Origin of the sequence: Azospirillum sp. ST 5-10 (assembly GCF_051225715.1) — a bacterium.
GTDB lineage: Bacteria > Pseudomonadota > Alphaproteobacteria > Azospirillales > Azospirillaceae > Azospirillum.
This window is the reverse complement of the sequence record NZ_JBPJSP010000001.1, coordinates 364,980-380,070: the sequence shown is the minus strand read 5'-3', so window position 1 is coordinate 380,070 and position 15,091 is coordinate 364,980. Positions and strand designations below refer to the sequence as shown.

Below are 15,091 nucleotides of genomic sequence, written 5' to 3'. Positions count from 1 at the left end.
TCAATGCCCCCCGCCGCGCCCGCCGATCACCGGGCGGCGGACGAAGGGCAGGGTCGCCAGCGCCGCCACGAACACCACGCCCATCACCAGGAAGACGTCGGCGAAGGTCATCACCGTGGCCTGCGTCTGCACCTTGCCGGCGAGGATGCGCAGCGCCTGGAGATCGGCGTCGCCGGGCACGGCGGACGCCAGCGAGGCGGACACCCGGTCCAGCCAGCCGGCGATCTCCGGACGGACCGGGTTGACCCATTCCGCCAGGCGCTGGCCGTGCAGGGCCGAGCGCTCGGTGATCACCGTGTTGATGCCGGCCAGGCCGAAGGCGCCGCCCAGGTTGCGCATCAGGTTGAACAGGCCCGACGCGTTCTTCACCTGGTCCGGCCGCAGGGTGCCCATCGCCAGCGTGGTGATGGGGATGATGCAGAACATCAGCCCGATGCCGCGCAGGATCTGCGGCACGAACCACTGGTCGAAGTCCCAGTCCGCGGTGATCGGCGTGGCGACGAGGAAGCTGCTGGCGAGCAGGACGAAGCCGACGGCCAGCACCTTGCGGACGTCGACCTTGCTGGAGAGGATGCCGGCGAAGGGCGAGGACAGGAACTGGGTGATGCCGGTGACGAACATGGTGGCGCCGATCTGCTGGGCGTTCAGCCCGCGGATCTGCCCGAGATAGAGCGGCAGCACGTAGACCGAGCCGTAGAGGCCGATGCCGATGACGAAGCCGTAGACGCAGCCGATGGCGAAGTTGAAGTTGCGCAGCGAGCGCAGGTCGACGATGGGGTGGGCGTAGGTCAGCGCCCGCCACACGAACAGCAGGCCGGCCACCGCGGCGACGATCGAGAAGCGGACGATCTCCTCGTCCTCGAACCATTGGTTGCGGGCCCCTTCCTCGATCACGTATTCGAGGCTGCCGAGGAACACCGCCATCAGCACCATGCCGACGAGGTCGATGCCCTTGAGCAGGCCGGGGTTGGGCCGGTCGATGTCGATCAGGCGCCACACCAGGCCGGCGACGACGATGCCCGGCACCAGGTTGATCAGGAACAGCCAGTGCCAGTCGAACTGCTCGGTGAGGTAGCCGCCCAGGGTCGGGCCGACGGTCGGCCCCAATGTGGCGACCAGGCCGATCACCACCGTCACCCGCGCCCGCGCGCTGGGCGGGAAGGTCAGGAAGGTGGTGGCGAAGACGGTCGGGATCATCGCCCCGCCGACGAAGCCCTGCAGCGTGCGCCACAGCACCAGCTCGCCGATGCTGGAGGACTGGGCGCACAGGAAGCTCATCAGGGTGAAGCCCAGGGCCGAGCCGGTGAACAGCACCCGCGTCGACAGCAGCCGCGACAGGTAGCCCGACAGCGGGATCATCACCACCTCGGCGATGAGGTAGCTGGTCTGCACCCAGACGATCTCGTCGGCGCTGGCGGCGACGCCGGCCTGGATCTGGCGCAGGCTCGAGGCGACGATCTGGATGTCCAGGATCGCCAGGAACATCCCGAACACCATGGCGATGAAGCCGACGACGGTGCGCGGCGACACCGACTGCGGCGGCTGCGGGCCGGGCGGAGGGGGGCTCATGGCGGGCGCCGTCAGCGCGCGGCGACCGCCGCCGAGCCGCCCGCGTCGTCACGGCCGGGCTCGCGGGTGTCCACGGTGACCACCACCGACAGGCCGGGGCGCAGATGGCCGGCCAGCGGCCCCTCGGCGGGCAGGGCGACGCGCACCGGCACGCGCTGCACGATCTTGGTGAAGTTGCCGGTGGCGTTCTCCGGCGGCAGCAGGCTGAAGCGGGCGCCGGACGCCGGCGCCACGCTGGCGATGCGGCCGGTGACCTCCAGGTCGGGATAGGCGTCGACCCTGAGGTGCACCGGCTGGCCCACCCGGAGCCCCTCGATCTGCGTCTCCTTGAAGTTCGCCGTCACGTAGGCCTCGCGGATCGGCACCACGGACATGGTCTGGGTGCCGGCGTGCACGTACTGGCCGATCCGCGCCCCCAGATTGCCGACGATGCCGTCGACCGGAGCCTCCACCACGGTGCGCTCCAGGTCGTTGCGGGCCAGCGCCAGCGCCGCCTCGGCCTCGGCCAGGTTGGCCTCGGCGGCGGTGCGCTCGCTCTCCAGCACCCTCACCTGCTGGCGCTCGGCGGCCAGCGCGGCGTTGGCCCGGTTGAGCGCGGCGCGGGCCTTCTCGGCCTCGGCCACGGTGTTGCTGAGGGTCTGCTGGCTGGCGAAGTTGTGGCCGGCCAGCGCGGCGTAGCGCTCGCGGTCGGCGCGGGCGCGCGCCAGTTCCGCCTCCGCCGACGCGACGTCGGCCTCGGCCTGGGCGATCAGCGCCCGTTCCAGCGCCAGGCGGCTGTCGATGGTGGCGATGCTCGCCCGCACCGACTCGGCGCTGGCCCGCGCCTGGTCGACCTTGGCGCGGAAGTCGCGGTCGTCGAGGCGCAGCAGCACGTCGCCGCGCGCCACCGGCTGGTTCTCCTCGACCGCCACCGCGGCGACGTAGCCGTCGATCCGCGGGCTGACGACGGTGATGTCCGCCTCGACGTAGGCGTTGTCGGTGCTCTCCAGGAAGCGCCCGTCGGTCCACCAGGACCAGCCCGCCCAGCCCGCCCCGGCCAGCAGCAGCACCACGACGATCAGTCCCAGCCTCTTCTTCACGGCGCGCCTCGCATCGGGGGGTCCGGCAATTATCAAACTGAACGGTCCAGTTTTCTGGCGCACTATGACGGGGGCGGCGGTTGCCGTCAACGGTTCGCACTTGCAAAAAGAGAGCGGCAGACGTGCGAAGGGCCCCTTTCCCGTCGCGGGAAAGGGGCCCTTCTCGTCCGGCGCGCGCTTGGAAGGCGTCCTTACTCCTCGCGCAGGGCATGGTGGACGTTGCGTCCGCCCTCGCGCTGGAGGATGGCGCCGGCCTGCCGCTCGGCCTCCGCGTCGGCGACCCGGACCCACAGGATGATGCCGCCGGCCTCCAGGGCGCGGGCGAACTCGTCGGGCTCGGGATGGCTGGTCAGCTCGTCCAGGTAGTCCTTGATGGCGACGCCGCCGAGACCGGCCGCCACCAGCGCCGCCAGCGGCGCGGCGATCGGCCCGCCGACGATGGCGATCAGGCCGGCGGTGGTCAGGGGGAAGGCGTATTTCAGCTCCCCCACCAACCCCAGCAGCGCCTCGTCGCGCGGCGGCGTCGGGGTCACGGCGTCCAGCGAGGTGTGGGACGCGAGCACGCTCAGGTCTTCGCGGGGGAACCCGGCGCCCGCCAGCGCGTCCACCGCGCGGTCGAAATCGGCGCGCCGGTCGAACAGGGCGACCACCTCGCGCACCTGCCGGGGAGTGTCGGTGTCCTGCGCCACGGGTGCTCTCCTCATCCTATGCGCGGGCCGGCTCTCCGGGGCCGGCCTCTCGGGGGCGAAGTCTACCCACCCGCCCGGCGGGGCGCCAGTGCGCGCAACGGCGCAACCCGTGCGCCCGGCGGCCGGCGATGCTATATGACGGGACTCCCGCCGTCCGAACCGCTCCTGGCCGAATCCCGTGTCCGACACCACCGCTTCCGACACCGCCGCTTCCGACACCGCCATCGCCATTCCCGACGCCGCCACGCCGATGATGGCGCAGTATCTGGAGATCAAGCAGGCCCATCCCGACTGCCTGCTGTTCTACCGGATGGGCGATTTCTACGAGATGTTCTTCGACGACGCGGTCGCCGCGGCGAAGGCGCTGGACATCGCGCTGACCAAGCGCGGCCAGCACCTGGGCGAGGACATCCCGATGTGCGGCGTGCCGGTGCACAGCCACGAATCCTACCTGGAACGGCTGATCCGCCAGGGCTTCCGCGTCGCCATCTGCGAGCAGATGGAGGACCCGGCGGAGGCGAAGAAGCGCGGCTCCAAGTCGGTGGTGAAGCGCGGCGTGGTGCGCATCGTCACCCCCGGCACCCTGACCGAGGATTCCCTCCTCGACGCCCGCTCCTCCAACTGGCTGGCGGCGGTGGCCGAGACCGGCGGCGGGGTGGCGCTGGCCTGGCTGGAGCTGTCGACCGGCGAGCTGGCGGTGCAGCCGCTGGAACGCGCCGGGCTGGCCGCCGCCCTCGGCCGCCTCGACCCGCAGGAGCTGCTGGTGCCCGAGCGCCTGGCACAGGCGCCCGAGCTGTTCGAGCTGTGGGGGGAGTGGAAGCGGCGTCTGGCGGTGCTGCCCAACCCGCGCTTCGACAGCGAGAACGGCCGCCAGCGCCTGCACGAACTCTACGGCGTCGGCACGCTCGACGCCTTCGGCGGCTTCGGCCGCGCCGAGGTGGCGGCGGCCGGGGCGCTCGTCGCCTACGTGGAGATGACCCAGAAGGGCCGGCTGCCGCGCCTGTCGCCGCCGCGCCGGGTGCGGCCGGGCGCCGTCATGGAGATCGACGCCGCCACCCGGCGCAACCTGGAGCTGACGCGCACGCTCGCCGGCGAGCGCCGCGGCAGCCTGCTGGCGACCATCGACCGCACGGTGACGGGGGCCGGCGCCCGCCTGCTCAGCGCCCACCTCGCCGCGCCGCTGACCGACCCGGCGGCGATCGCCCGGCGCCTCGACATGGTGGCGTTCGCGCTCGCCGAGGAGCGGCTGCGCCTCGACGCCCGCGCGGTGCTGGCCCGCTGCCCCGACCTGGAGCGGGCGCTGACCCGGCTGACCCTCGGCCGCGGCGGCCCGCGCGACCTCGCCGCGGTGCGCGAGGCGCTGGCCTGCGCCGGCGCGCTGCGGGCGCTGCTGCTGGGCGCCGCCGCGGCGCCGCTGCCCGACGGGCTGGGGCGGGTCGCCAAGGGCCTCGGCGAGCACACGGCCCTGGTGGCGCAGCTGGCCGAGGCGCTCGCCCCCGACCTGCCGCTGCTGGCCCGCGACGGCGGCTTCATCGCCCCCGGCTACTCCTATGCGCTCGACGAGCTGCGCACGCTGCGCGACGAGAGCCGCCGCCTGATCGCCGGGCTGCAGTCCCGGTACGCCGAGCTGGCCGGGGTGCCGACGCTCAAGGTCAAGCACAACAACGTGCTCGGCTACCACATCGAGGTGACGGCGGCGCACGCCGACAAGCTGATGACGGGGGCGGCCCGCGAGACCTTCATGCACCGCCAGACCATGGCCAACGCCGTGCGCTTCGGCACGGTCGAGCTGTCGGACCTGGAGCGCCGCATCTCCGAGGCGGCCGACAGGGCGCTGGCGGTGGAGCAGGAGCTGTTCGAGCACCTCGTGCGCGCGGTGACCGAGCAGGCCGAGGCGGTGGCCGCGGCGGCCCGTGCCCTGGCCGCGCTCGACGTGGCGCTCGCCTTGGCCGAGCTGGCGGGGGAGCGGCGCTACAGCCAGCCCCAGGTCGACGACTCCCTGGCCTTCGCCATCCGCGGCGGCCGCCATCCCGTGGTCGAGGCGGTGCTCGACACCGACAACGCCGGGCCGTTCGTCGCCAACGACTGCGACCTCGCCCCCGACAACCGGCTGTGGCTGCTGACCGGCCCCAACATGGCGGGCAAGTCCACCTTCCTGCGGCAGAACGCGCTGATCGCCGTGCTGGCGCAGATCGGCAGCTTCGTGCCGGCCGAGCACGCCCACATCGGCGTCGTCGACCGCCTGTTCAGCCGGGTCGGCGCCGCCGACGACCTGGCGCGCGGCCGCTCCACCTTCATGGTCGAGATGGTCGAGACCGCCGCCATCCTGAACCAGTCCGGCGCGCGCGCGCTGGTCATCCTCGACGAGATCGGCCGCGGCACCGCCACCTTCGACGGCCTCTCCATCGCCTGGGCCTGCGTCGAGCACCTGCACGACGTCAACCGCTGCCGCGCCCTCTTCGCCACCCACTACCACGAGCTGACGATGCTGGCGTCGAAGCTGCCGGCGCTGTCCTGCCACACCATGCGCATCAAGGAGTGGCAGGGCGACGTGGTGTTCCTGCACGAGGTGACGGCCGGGGCGGCCGACCGCAGCTACGGCATCCACGTCGCCAAGCTGGCCGGCCTGCCGGACGCCGTGGTGGGCCGCGCCGGCGAGGTGCTGAAGATCCTGGAATCGGGGGAGCAGAACGCCGCCATCCACCGCCTGGCCGAGGACCTGCCCCTGTTCAGCGCCGCCCTCAGGCGCCCGCCCCCCGCGCCCGCCGCAGCGCCGGCCGCCGCCGGGCCGGCCGGGCCGTCGCCGGTCGAGGAGGCGCTGAAGACCCTCGACCTCGACGACCTGACGCCGCGCCGGGCGCTGGAGGAGCTGTACCGGCTGCGCGGGATGCTGGGCCGCTGACATCGTTGCCCCCGCGATCCCGCGGGCAGCGCGTCCAGCCACCGCGGAGCGGCTGTCGTCGGCGTGCCCGGCGTCTCGCCGGCAGGCCGGCAGGACGCCCGCGTTCGGCCGGGCGGTGATCGGCCGGTGACGTCGAAGCCCCGTCGGCGGTGACCACCGACGGCCCGCTCATTGATGGCCTCCGTTCACCAGGCCATGCCAGGCGGTCCAGCTTATCTCCCCAGCCCCCCGTGCCATATCGGATGAGCGAAAGGGCGGCTCGCCGGCGACGGCGATGGCGAGCGCGCGGCGGTTGCCGTGAACGTTGCTGCCGGCGGCGGAGCCCGCCCGCCTTGCTCACGAATTTCGGAGGGTGACCATGAGCACGACCTATCGACGGCGCAATGTTCTGCGGTTGGCAGGGGCGCTCGTCGTCGGCGCGGGCACCGCGCTTCCATCGTCCGCGCGGTCGGACCGGCTGAACGGGGCTGCGGACACGGCGCGTCCGAACAAGGTGCTCGGCGCCTGGCGGCCGATCTCCGTCCTGGCCGACCCGGGCGGCCGGAAGATTGCCGCCTACGGCCCCGATCCCGCCGGTCTCCTGGTTTTCACCAAGACCATGAACTTCATCGAGGTTCTTCACGATCCCCGCATCCCGAAATTCGCGTCGGACGAACGGGGCAAGGGAACAGCCGAAGAGAACCAGGCGGCCATGGCCGGCAGCATCGGTTTCTACGGCACCTACACCGTCGATGCCCAGGGCGAGTTCAGCGGCAACACGGTCGAGGGCAGCACGTTTCCGAATTGGATCGGCCACGTGCGCACCCGCGACGAGCTCACCTTGACCGTCGAGGGCGACCGAATGACGGAAACCTTCCGGAGACCCGAAGGCACGATCATTCTCATCGCCTGGGAACGCGTCCGCTGACCTTTGCGCACCGCTCGCGGCCGGCCGCCAATGGACGGCCCCCAACGGACGGCCCCCAACGGACGGCCGGCGACAGGTCCGGCCAATCCGGACTTGGCAGGGCCGCCTGGCCGCAGGTGCGGATTTCCGCTGTTGCCGAGAAACCGCCCGTGCCGCCAACCGCCGCTTCGGACCGGCCGGACGAAGGCGCGCGGGATGCGGTGGACACCGGCGCGGTCGATGGCGTCCCGGGCGGGCGGCGGGCTCTGTCCGAGGGTTCCGGAGAGGCGCCGGCCGCGAGCGCCGGTGTCGCAACCCGCCCGCCGCCCTCCTATGTAGTGGCCGGTGCCGCCGATGCGGCGCCGATCGTTCAGCCGCCATGGGACGCCCTCCGTGCACACCGCCGACGCCTTGACCGACCACGGATTCCTGCAGCGGACGGCGGAGGGGCTGGCCGCGCTGACCGGCTGGCGCCGGCTGGCCGCCGCCGCGGCGTTCGGCGGGCTCGCCGCCTTCGCCCTGCCGCCGGCCGACGCCCTGCCCGTCCTCCTCGTCGCCTTCCCCGGCCTGCTCTGGCTGCTCGCCGGCGTGCGCAGCCGGCGCGGCGCCTTCGCGGTGGGGTGGTTCTTCGGCTTCGGGCACCATCTGCTCGGCCTCTATTGGGTGAGCTTCGCGCTGTTCACCGACATCGACCGCTTCTGGTGGGCGCTGCCGCTGGCCGCCGCCGGCCTGCCCATGCTGCTGTCCCTGTTCACCGGCCTGGCCGCCCTCGCCTTCTGGACGGCCAGGGCGGAGGGCTTGGCGCGGCCGCTGCTGTTCGCGGCGGCGTGGGCGGCGGCGGAGTGGCTGCGCGGCCATCTCTTCACCGGCTTTCCCTGGAACCTCACCGGCTACGGCTGGGTCGGCGTGCTGCCGGTGCTGCAGGGCGCCTCGGTCGTCGGCATCTACGGCCTGAGCCTCCTCACCGTGCTGGTGGCCGCCCTGCCGGCGGCGCTGGCCGACCGCCGGCTGCCGGCGCGGCGGGCCGGGCTGGCGCTGGCCGCCGGGCTCGCCGTGCTGGCCGGCATCGGCGTCTGGGGTGCGCTGCGGCTGCAGGGGGCGGACCCGGCGACGGTGCCGGGCGTGCGGCTGCGCCTGGTGCAGGCGGCGGTCGACCAGCGCCTGAAATGGGACCCGGCGGAGCGCCAGACCAACTTCGAACGCCACCTCGCCCTCTCCGCGGCGCCGGCGGCCGAGCCGGTGACCCACGTCATCTGGCCGGAGACGGCGGCCCCCTTCTTCCTCGCCAACGACGCGGCGCGCCGGATGGAGGTCGCCGCGGTGACGCCGCCCGGCGGGCTGGTGGTGACCGGCGCGCCGCGCGTCGCGGTGGCGGCCGACGGCACGCGCCGCTTCTACAACGCCATGCTGGCGGTCGACGGCAGCGGCGCCGTCGTCGCCTCCTACGACAAGTTCCACCTCGTCCCCTTCGGCGAGTACATGCCGCTGCGCCGCTACCTGCCGGTCGGCGCCATCGCCGGCAACGGGGCGGAGTTCTCGGCCGGGCCGGGGCCGCGCTCGCTCGACCTTCCCGGCCTGCCGCCGGTCAGCCCGCTGATCTGCTACGAGGTCATCTTCCCCCACGCCGTGGTCGACGAGGCCGACCGCCCGCGGTGGCTGCTCAACCTCACCAACGACGCCTGGTACGGCCTCACCGCCGGCCCCCACCAGCACTTCGCCATCGCCCGCGTGCGCGCCGTCGAGGAAGGGCTGCCGCTGGTGCGCAGCGCCAACACCGGCATCTCCGGCGTGGTCGACGCCCATGGGCGCGTAACGGCCTATCTCGGGCTCGGCGAGCGCGGCACCCTCGACGCTGCTCTGCCCGCGGCGCTGGCGGAACCCACCGTGTACGGCCGCTTCGGCGATCTCGGATTCGGGTTACTGCTACTGAGTTGTTTGGGGCTTGGGATGCTCGCTCGACATCGGCGCTAGCGCAACCCATTATCCCTACAACCGCGGCACATGACAGGTCCCTGCCGGGTGCACTTGACTGCATACACTGATATGCACTAAAAAAGCGGACACACGTTTTCAGGGAATTGGGCATGCAGACAGCAGCGCGGGGCCGCCGGGGTGTAGCGGGACGGCCCAAGACCGGTAAGCCGAATCCGATCGACGTCCACGTCGGCTCCCGTGTCCGGCTTCGCCGCACCCTCCTCGGCATGAGCCAGGAGAAGCTCGGCGAGGCCATCGGCCTCACCTTCCAGCAGGTGCAGAAGTACGAGCGCGGCGCCAACCGCATCGGCGCGTCGCGTCTGTACAAGCTCAGCACGGTGCTCGACGTCCCGGTGTCGTTCTTCTTCGACGACATGCCGAGCAACGCCGGCGAGGCGCCGATCGAGGACGGCGAGACCGACGAGCCCGTCGGCGCCTACGAGCCGGATCCCATGGCCAAGCGCGAGACGCTGGAGCTGGTGCGGGCCTACTACCGGATCAGCGACCCCTCGGTCCGCAAGCGGCTGTTCGAGCTGACCAAGGCGGTCGCCAACGCCGGCGCCGAAGCCGCCGAGTAAACCGGCCGCCACGAACGTCTCCGATCGCAGCGGGCGCGCCCTCCCAGGGCGCGCCCGCTTGCGTTGTTTCAGCCGCCTCGGCAACGCGGCCGGAACATCGCTTGACCCCGGCGCGAAAGATTGTCAAATACCGCAGTCGATCGTCCGGACGTCGTACGCCGATCCCATCGAACGCACCTCTTGGAACAGCCGAGGTTTCCCGTGGCCAAGAACAACTACGTCTTCACCAGCGAGTCCGTCTCCGAGGGGCATCCGGACAAGGTGTGCGACCGCATCTCCGATGCCATCGTCGACCTGTACCTGTCGCACGACCCCCAGGCGCGCGTCGCCGTGGAGACCTTGGCCACCACCAACCAGGTGGTGCTGGCGGGCGAGGTGCGCGGCCCGGAGAGCATCACCCCCGACCGGCTGGTCGAGGTGGCGCGCCACGCCGTGAAGGACATCGGCTACGAGCAGGACGGCTTCCACTGGGAGACCATGGACGTCAAGTGCCTGGTCCACGCCCAGTCGGCCGACATCGCCATGGGCGTCGACGCCGCCGGCAACAAGGACGAGGGGGCCGGCGACCAGGGCATCATGTTCGGCTACGCCTGCCGCGAGACCCCGGCGCTGATGCCGGCGCCGATCTACTACGCCCACGCCATCCTGAAGTCGCTGGCCGAGGCGCGCCACTCCGGCGCCGCCCCGCTGCTCGGCCCCGACGCCAAGAGCCAGGTGACCCTGCAGTACGTCGACGGCGTGCCGGTGCGCGCCACCTCGGTCGTCGTCTCCACCCAGCACGCCGAGGGCATCGACCAGGACGAGGTGCGCGAGATCGTCCGCCCGCACGTCGTCAACTGCCTGCCCGAGGGCTGGATGTGCGAGGAGCCGCTGTTCTACGTCAACCCGACCGGCCGCTTCGTCATCGGCGGCCCCGACGGCGACGCCGGGCTGACCGGGCGCAAGATCATCGTCGACACCTACGGCGGTGCGGCGCCGCACGGCGGCGGCGCCTTCTCCGGCAAGGACCCGACCAAGGTCGACCGCTCCGCCGCCTACGCCGCCCGCTACCTCGCCAAGAACGTGGTGGCGGCCGAGCTGGCCGACCGCTGCACCATCCAGCTCTCCTACGCCATCGGCGTGTCGAAGCCGCTGTCGGTCTACATCAACACCCACGGCACCGGCCGCGTCGACGAGGACCGGCTGTCGGACGTGCTGCAGCAGCTGATGAACCTCAGCCCGCGCGGCATCCGCACCCATCTCGGCCTCAACAAGCCGATCTACGCGCGCACCGCCGCCTACGGCCACTTCGGCCGGGATCCCGAGGTGGACGGCGGCTTCGCCTGGGAGAAGACCGACCTCGCCGGCGACCTGCGCACCGCGTTCTTCTGATCGGCGCGTCCGCGCCGTGTTCCTCCGGCAGGGGCCTTCGGGCCCCTGCCGTCGTTTTCAGGCCCCGCTTCCATGACCGATCAGCCCGTCGATCCGACCGACAACGAAACCGAGGCCGGCGAAACCGGCGCCGAAGAGGGCGGCCGCCGCCTCTACGGGCGCCGCAAGGGCCGGCCGCTGCGTCGCCGCCGCACCGCGCTGCTGGACAGCCTGCTGCCGCGGCTGGAGATCCCCTCCCCCGCCCCCGGCACCACCGTCGAGCCGGCGGCGCTGTTCGCCCGGCCGGTGCGCGACGTCTGGCTGGAGGTCGGCTTCGGCGGCGGCCATCATCTCGCCTGGCAGGCGGAGCACCACCGCGACGTCGGCATGATCGGCTGCGAACCCTTCGTCAACGGCGTCGCCAGCCTGCTGGTGCTGGCCGACGACGCCGGGCTCGACAACCTGCGCGTCCTGCCCGACGACGCCCGCCCGCTGCTCGACGCCCTGCCCGACGCCAGCATCGGCCGCTGCTTCGTCCTGTTCGCCGATCCCTGGCCGAAGAAGCGCCACTGGGAGCGCCGCTTCATCGGCCCGGCCAACCTCGCCGTCCTGTCGCGCGTCCTCAAGGACGGGGCCGAGCTGCGGCTGGCCAGCGACGACATGGGGCTGGTGCGCTGGATGCTGGAGCACACGGTCCGCCACCCCGATTTCGCGTGGACCGCGCGCTCCGCCGCCGACTGGCGGGTGCGTCCGGCCGACTGGCCGCCGACCCGCTACGAGGAGAAGGCCATCGCCGCCGGCCGCCGGCCGGCGTTCCTGCGCTTCGTCCGCCGGCCGCGGGCGCGATGATGCCGGCGCCCTTTCACAACGCCTTGCTCATGCGCACCAGCGGCACCGGCGCGCCGCCCCGCTCGTCGACGAAGCGCTCGTCGGGCCGGTAGCCGCAGGCCCGGTAGAGCGGCTCGCCGGCCAGGGTGGCGACGAGCGCCGCCCGCACGAAGCCTTCGGCCCGCGCGGCATCCTCGCACAGGGACAGGATCAGGCGCGCGACGCCGCGGCGGGCGAAGGCCGGATGGGTGTACATGGCGCGCACGCGCGCGGCGTCCCGGGCGGGGTCGAGCAGCCCGGCGTCGCGCCCCGGCGAATGGTTGCCGCCGTACATCGTCGCGCGCCGGCTCCAGCCGCCGCAGCCCGCCAGCGCGCCGCCGATCTCGACCACGAAATAGGTCCCGTCGTCGACGAGCTGGGTGTCGATCCCCATGATCGCCCGGCTCGCCGCGACCCCGGCGGCGTCGAGGAAGGGCTTCTGCAACTCGCCGATGGCCGCATCCATCAGCGCGGCCATCGCCGCGACGTCGTCGCGGCGCGCCAACCGGTGCTGCAAGGCAGGCTCCACCATGTCGACCTCCCTGTCGGTGGACGAGGACCGTACACCGGCCGTCGCACCGTCGCCTACCCCAGGACGCTCTCCCCGTAATGCTCCACCGTCGGGAACGGGTCGTAGAAGCGGTGCAGCAGGGCCTTCCAGCGGGGATAGCGGTCGGAGCCGCGGAAGCCCTCGGTGTGATCGGCCAGCGAACGCCAGCGCACCAGCAGGAGGTAGCGGTCCGCCGCCTCCAGGCAGGGCCGCACCTCCAGGCCGAGGAAGCCCGGCGTCGCCGCGATCAGCGGCCGGGCCTCGGCCATCGCCGCCTCGAAGGCGGCTCCCTGGCCCGGGCGCACCGACAGGATGGCGATTTCCAGGATCATCGCACACACGTCCGTGTCACCAAGGGAGGCACACTCTACACGCCCCTGCCGCAGCGTGGGGATAATTCCCTTGCAGCCCGCGGCGGAACGGCTATATTCACACGCCAGATCCCATACGACTTGGCGGCCCGTGCAAACGGGCCGGCGAGACGCTTTGCGGGTGGGCTGTGGCCCACCCATTGTTTTATCGGCATAGGCGATCCCCGGAGCGGGTCCGGGGCCAGGGGTGGAATGGACGCAACGGCACGGATCGAACAGATTGTCTCCCCCTCGATCGAGGCCATGGGCTACGAGGTCGTGCGGGTGCAACTGTCGGGGACGCAGCGCCCCGTCCTGCAGATCATGGCGGAGCGCGCCGACGGCGCGCCGATGACCGTGGAGGACTGCGCCGACATCAGCCGCTCCGTGTCCGCGCTGCTGGACGTCGAGGACCCGATCGCCGGCGCCTACACCCTGGAGGTGAGCTCCCCCGGTCTCGACCGGCCGCTGACCCGGCTCAAGGACTTCGAGCGGTTCGCCGGCTTCGAGGCCAAGCTGGAGGCGCGGGTCGCCATCGACGGGCGCAAGCGCTTCAAGGGAAGGCTGCGCGGCGTCGAGGGCGACGAGGTGCGGATCGAGACCGAGCAGGGGGCGGCGGGCATCGCCTTCGACAACATCCAGCGCGCCAAGCTGGTGATTACGGACGACCTGATCCGGGCCAGCCGGCCGCAGGCCTGACGCCGGCGCAGCCGGGTTCCGGGAACCATAAGAACATGTTCGGGAAAGAGTGACGGATGGAACTGCTGCAAGTCGCTGACGCGGTGGCCCGCGAAAAGAACATCGACCGGGACGAGGTCCTGGAGGCGATGGAGCAGGCCATTCAGAAGGCCGGCCGCTCCAAGTACGGCCACGAGCACGACATCCGCGCCCGCATCGACCGCAAGACCGGTGAGATCCAGCTCGCCCGCTACCTCGAGGTGGTCGAGGCGGTGGAGAACGAGGCGACCCAGGTGACGCTGGCCTACGCCCAGCGCAAGCGCCCCGGCATCGCCGTCGGCGAGTTCCTGATCGACCCGCTGCCGCCCATCGACTTCGGCCGCATCGCCGCCCAGACGGCCAAGCAGGTCATCGTCCAGAAGGTCCGCGACGCCGAGCGCAAGCGCCAGTTCAACGAGTACAAGGACCGCATCGGCGAGGTCGTCAACGGCCTGGTCAAGCGGGTCGAGTACGGCAACGTCACCGTCGACCTGGGCCGCGCCGAGGCGATCCTGCGCCGCGACGAGCTGCTGCCCCGCGAGCATTTCAAGAACGGCGACCGCGTGCGCGCCTACATCTACGACGTGCGCGAGGAGGCGCGGGGGCCGCAGATCTTCCTGTCGCGCACCCACCCCATGTTCATGGCCAAGCTGTTCGACCAGGAGGTGCCGGAGATCTACGACGGCATCATCGAGATCAAGGCGGTCGCCCGCGACCCCGGCAGCCGCGCCAAGATCGCCGTGGTGTCCAAGGACAGCTCAATCGACCCGGTGGGCGCGTGCGTCGGCATGCGCGGCAGCCGCGTCCAGGCGGTGGTCGGCGAGCTGCAGGGCGAGAAGATCGACATCATCCCGTGGTCGCAGGAGCCGGCGACCTTCGTCGTCAACGCCCTGGCCCCCGCCGAGGTGGCCAAGGTGGTGATCGACGAGGAGGGCGGGCGCATCGAGGTGGTGGTCCCCGACGACCAGCTGTCGCTCGCCATCGGCCGGCGCGGCCAGAACGTCCGGCTCGCCACCATGCTGACCGGCTGGGACATCGACATCATGACCGAGCAGGAGGAATCGGAGCGCCGCTCCGAGGAATTCCGCACCCGCTCGCAGCTGTTCATCGACGGACTCGACGTCGACGACGTCATCGCCCATCTTCTGGTGGCCGAGGGCTTCACCTCGGTCGAGGAGATCGCCTTCGTCGAGACCGAGGAGCTGGCCGAGATCGAGGGCTTCGACGAGGACGTCGCCAACGAGCTCAAGCAGCGCGCCCTCAATTTCCTGGCCGAGCAGGACGAGCGCATGACGGCGCGGCGCCTGGAACTGGGGGTCAGCGACGAGGTCGCCGAGATCACCGGCGCCACGCCGACCCAGCTGGTCAAGCTCGGCGAGAACGGCGTCAAGACGCTCGACGACTTGGCCGACCTCGCCGCCGACGAGCTGCGCGACATCCTCGGCAAGGACGCCCCCTCGGAGGAGGAGGCGAACGACATCATCATGGCTGCCCGCGCCCACTGGTTCGCCGGTGAAGGGGGCGGAGCGGACGCTGCCGGCGACCAGCCTGCGGCGCAGAGCTGACCCGTGTCCACCGAT

Annotated in this window: 13 protein-coding genes; 8 read left to right on the top strand and 5 right to left on the bottom strand. The window is 72.0% G+C overall.

Going from position 1 to position 15,091, the window contains the following annotated elements:
• The 3 genes from ACSBPG_RS01840 to ACSBPG_RS01830 all read right to left on the bottom strand — a co-directional run bounded on the left by ACSBPG_RS01840 (position 1) and on the right by ACSBPG_RS01830 (position 3,337).
• Entirely contained in the window at positions 1–1,569 is a 1,569-nt protein-coding gene (locus ACSBPG_RS01840; protein ID WP_435535384.1) for a DHA2 family efflux MFS transporter permease subunit, read from the bottom strand.
• Positions 1,570–1,580: 11 nt separating this feature from the next.
• Positions 1,581–2,648, bottom strand: a complete 1,068-nt coding sequence (locus tag ACSBPG_RS01835; protein ID WP_435535383.1) for an HlyD family secretion protein — start codon at positions 2,646–2,648, stop codon at positions 1,581–1,583.
• Between the two features lie 191 nt (positions 2,649–2,839).
• A complete protein-coding gene (locus ACSBPG_RS01830) occupies positions 2,840–3,337 on the bottom strand; it encodes a hypothetical protein (RefSeq protein WP_435535382.1) in 498 nt (165 codons plus the stop codon).
• 250 nt (positions 3,338–3,587) lie between these two features.
• Here ACSBPG_RS01830 and mutS point away from each other — a divergent pair, with 250 nt between their 5' ends.
• The 6 genes from mutS (at position 3,588) to trmB (ending at position 11,876) form a co-directional block, all read left to right on the top strand.
• Positions 3,588–6,239 (top strand): DNA mismatch repair protein MutS, encoded by a 2,652-nt coding sequence (mutS, locus tag ACSBPG_RS01825; RefSeq protein WP_435535505.1) that lies wholly within the window; start codon positions 3,588–3,590, stop codon positions 6,237–6,239.
• A 358-nt stretch (positions 6,240–6,597) separates the two neighbouring features.
• Positions 6,598–7,146, top strand: coding sequence for a lipocalin-like domain-containing protein (locus ACSBPG_RS01820; protein WP_435535381.1), 549 nt, complete (start codon positions 6,598–6,600; stop codon positions 7,144–7,146).
• A 372-nt stretch (positions 7,147–7,518) separates the two neighbouring features.
• A complete protein-coding gene (gene lnt / locus ACSBPG_RS01815) occupies positions 7,519–9,096 on the top strand; it encodes an apolipoprotein N-acyltransferase (RefSeq protein ID WP_435535380.1) in 1,578 nt (525 codons plus the stop codon).
• Between the two features lie 113 nt (positions 9,097–9,209).
• Positions 9,210–9,677: a helix-turn-helix domain-containing protein gene (locus ACSBPG_RS01810; protein ID WP_435535379.1), complete on the top strand. Its 468-nt coding sequence runs from the start codon at positions 9,210–9,212 to the stop codon at positions 9,675–9,677.
• A 201-nt stretch (positions 9,678–9,878) separates the two neighbouring features.
• On the top strand, positions 9,879–11,048 hold the full coding sequence (gene metK / locus ACSBPG_RS01805) for a methionine adenosyltransferase (RefSeq protein ID WP_435535378.1): 1,170 nt from the start codon (positions 9,879–9,881) through the stop codon (positions 11,046–11,048).
• A gap of 72 nt (positions 11,049–11,120) precedes the next feature.
• A complete protein-coding gene (gene trmB / locus ACSBPG_RS01800) occupies positions 11,121–11,876 on the top strand; it encodes a tRNA (guanine(46)-N(7))-methyltransferase TrmB (protein ID WP_435535377.1) in 756 nt (251 codons plus the stop codon).
• Positions 11,877–11,889: 13 nt separating this feature from the next.
• On the opposite strand, the gene ACSBPG_RS01795 is transcribed toward trmB, so the two are convergent.
• Together ACSBPG_RS01795 and ACSBPG_RS01790 are read right to left on the bottom strand one after the other, a co-directional pair.
• On the bottom strand, positions 11,890–12,426 hold the full coding sequence (locus ACSBPG_RS01795) for a GNAT family N-acetyltransferase (RefSeq protein WP_435535376.1): 537 nt from the start codon (positions 12,424–12,426) through the stop codon (positions 11,890–11,892).
• Positions 12,427–12,479: 53 nt separating this feature from the next.
• The gene (locus ACSBPG_RS01790; RefSeq protein ID WP_435535375.1) at positions 12,480–12,776 is read right to left on the bottom strand and encodes an antibiotic biosynthesis monooxygenase family protein; all 297 of its coding nucleotides are present in this window, start codon (positions 12,774–12,776) and stop codon (positions 12,480–12,482) included.
• Positions 12,777–13,007: 231 nt separating this feature from the next.
• Here ACSBPG_RS01790 and rimP point away from each other — a divergent pair, with 231 nt between their 5' ends.
• Both rimP and nusA read left to right on the top strand, forming a co-directional pair.
• Positions 13,008–13,493, top strand: a complete 486-nt coding sequence (gene rimP / locus ACSBPG_RS01785) for a ribosome maturation factor RimP (RefSeq protein WP_435535374.1) — start codon at positions 13,008–13,010, stop codon at positions 13,491–13,493.
• Positions 13,494–13,549: 56 nt separating this feature from the next.
• Positions 13,550–15,076, top strand: a complete 1,527-nt coding sequence (gene nusA / locus ACSBPG_RS01780; RefSeq protein ID WP_435535373.1) for a transcription termination factor NusA — start codon at positions 13,550–13,552, stop codon at positions 15,074–15,076.
• The last annotated feature ends 15 nt before the right edge of the window (positions 15,077–15,091 follow it).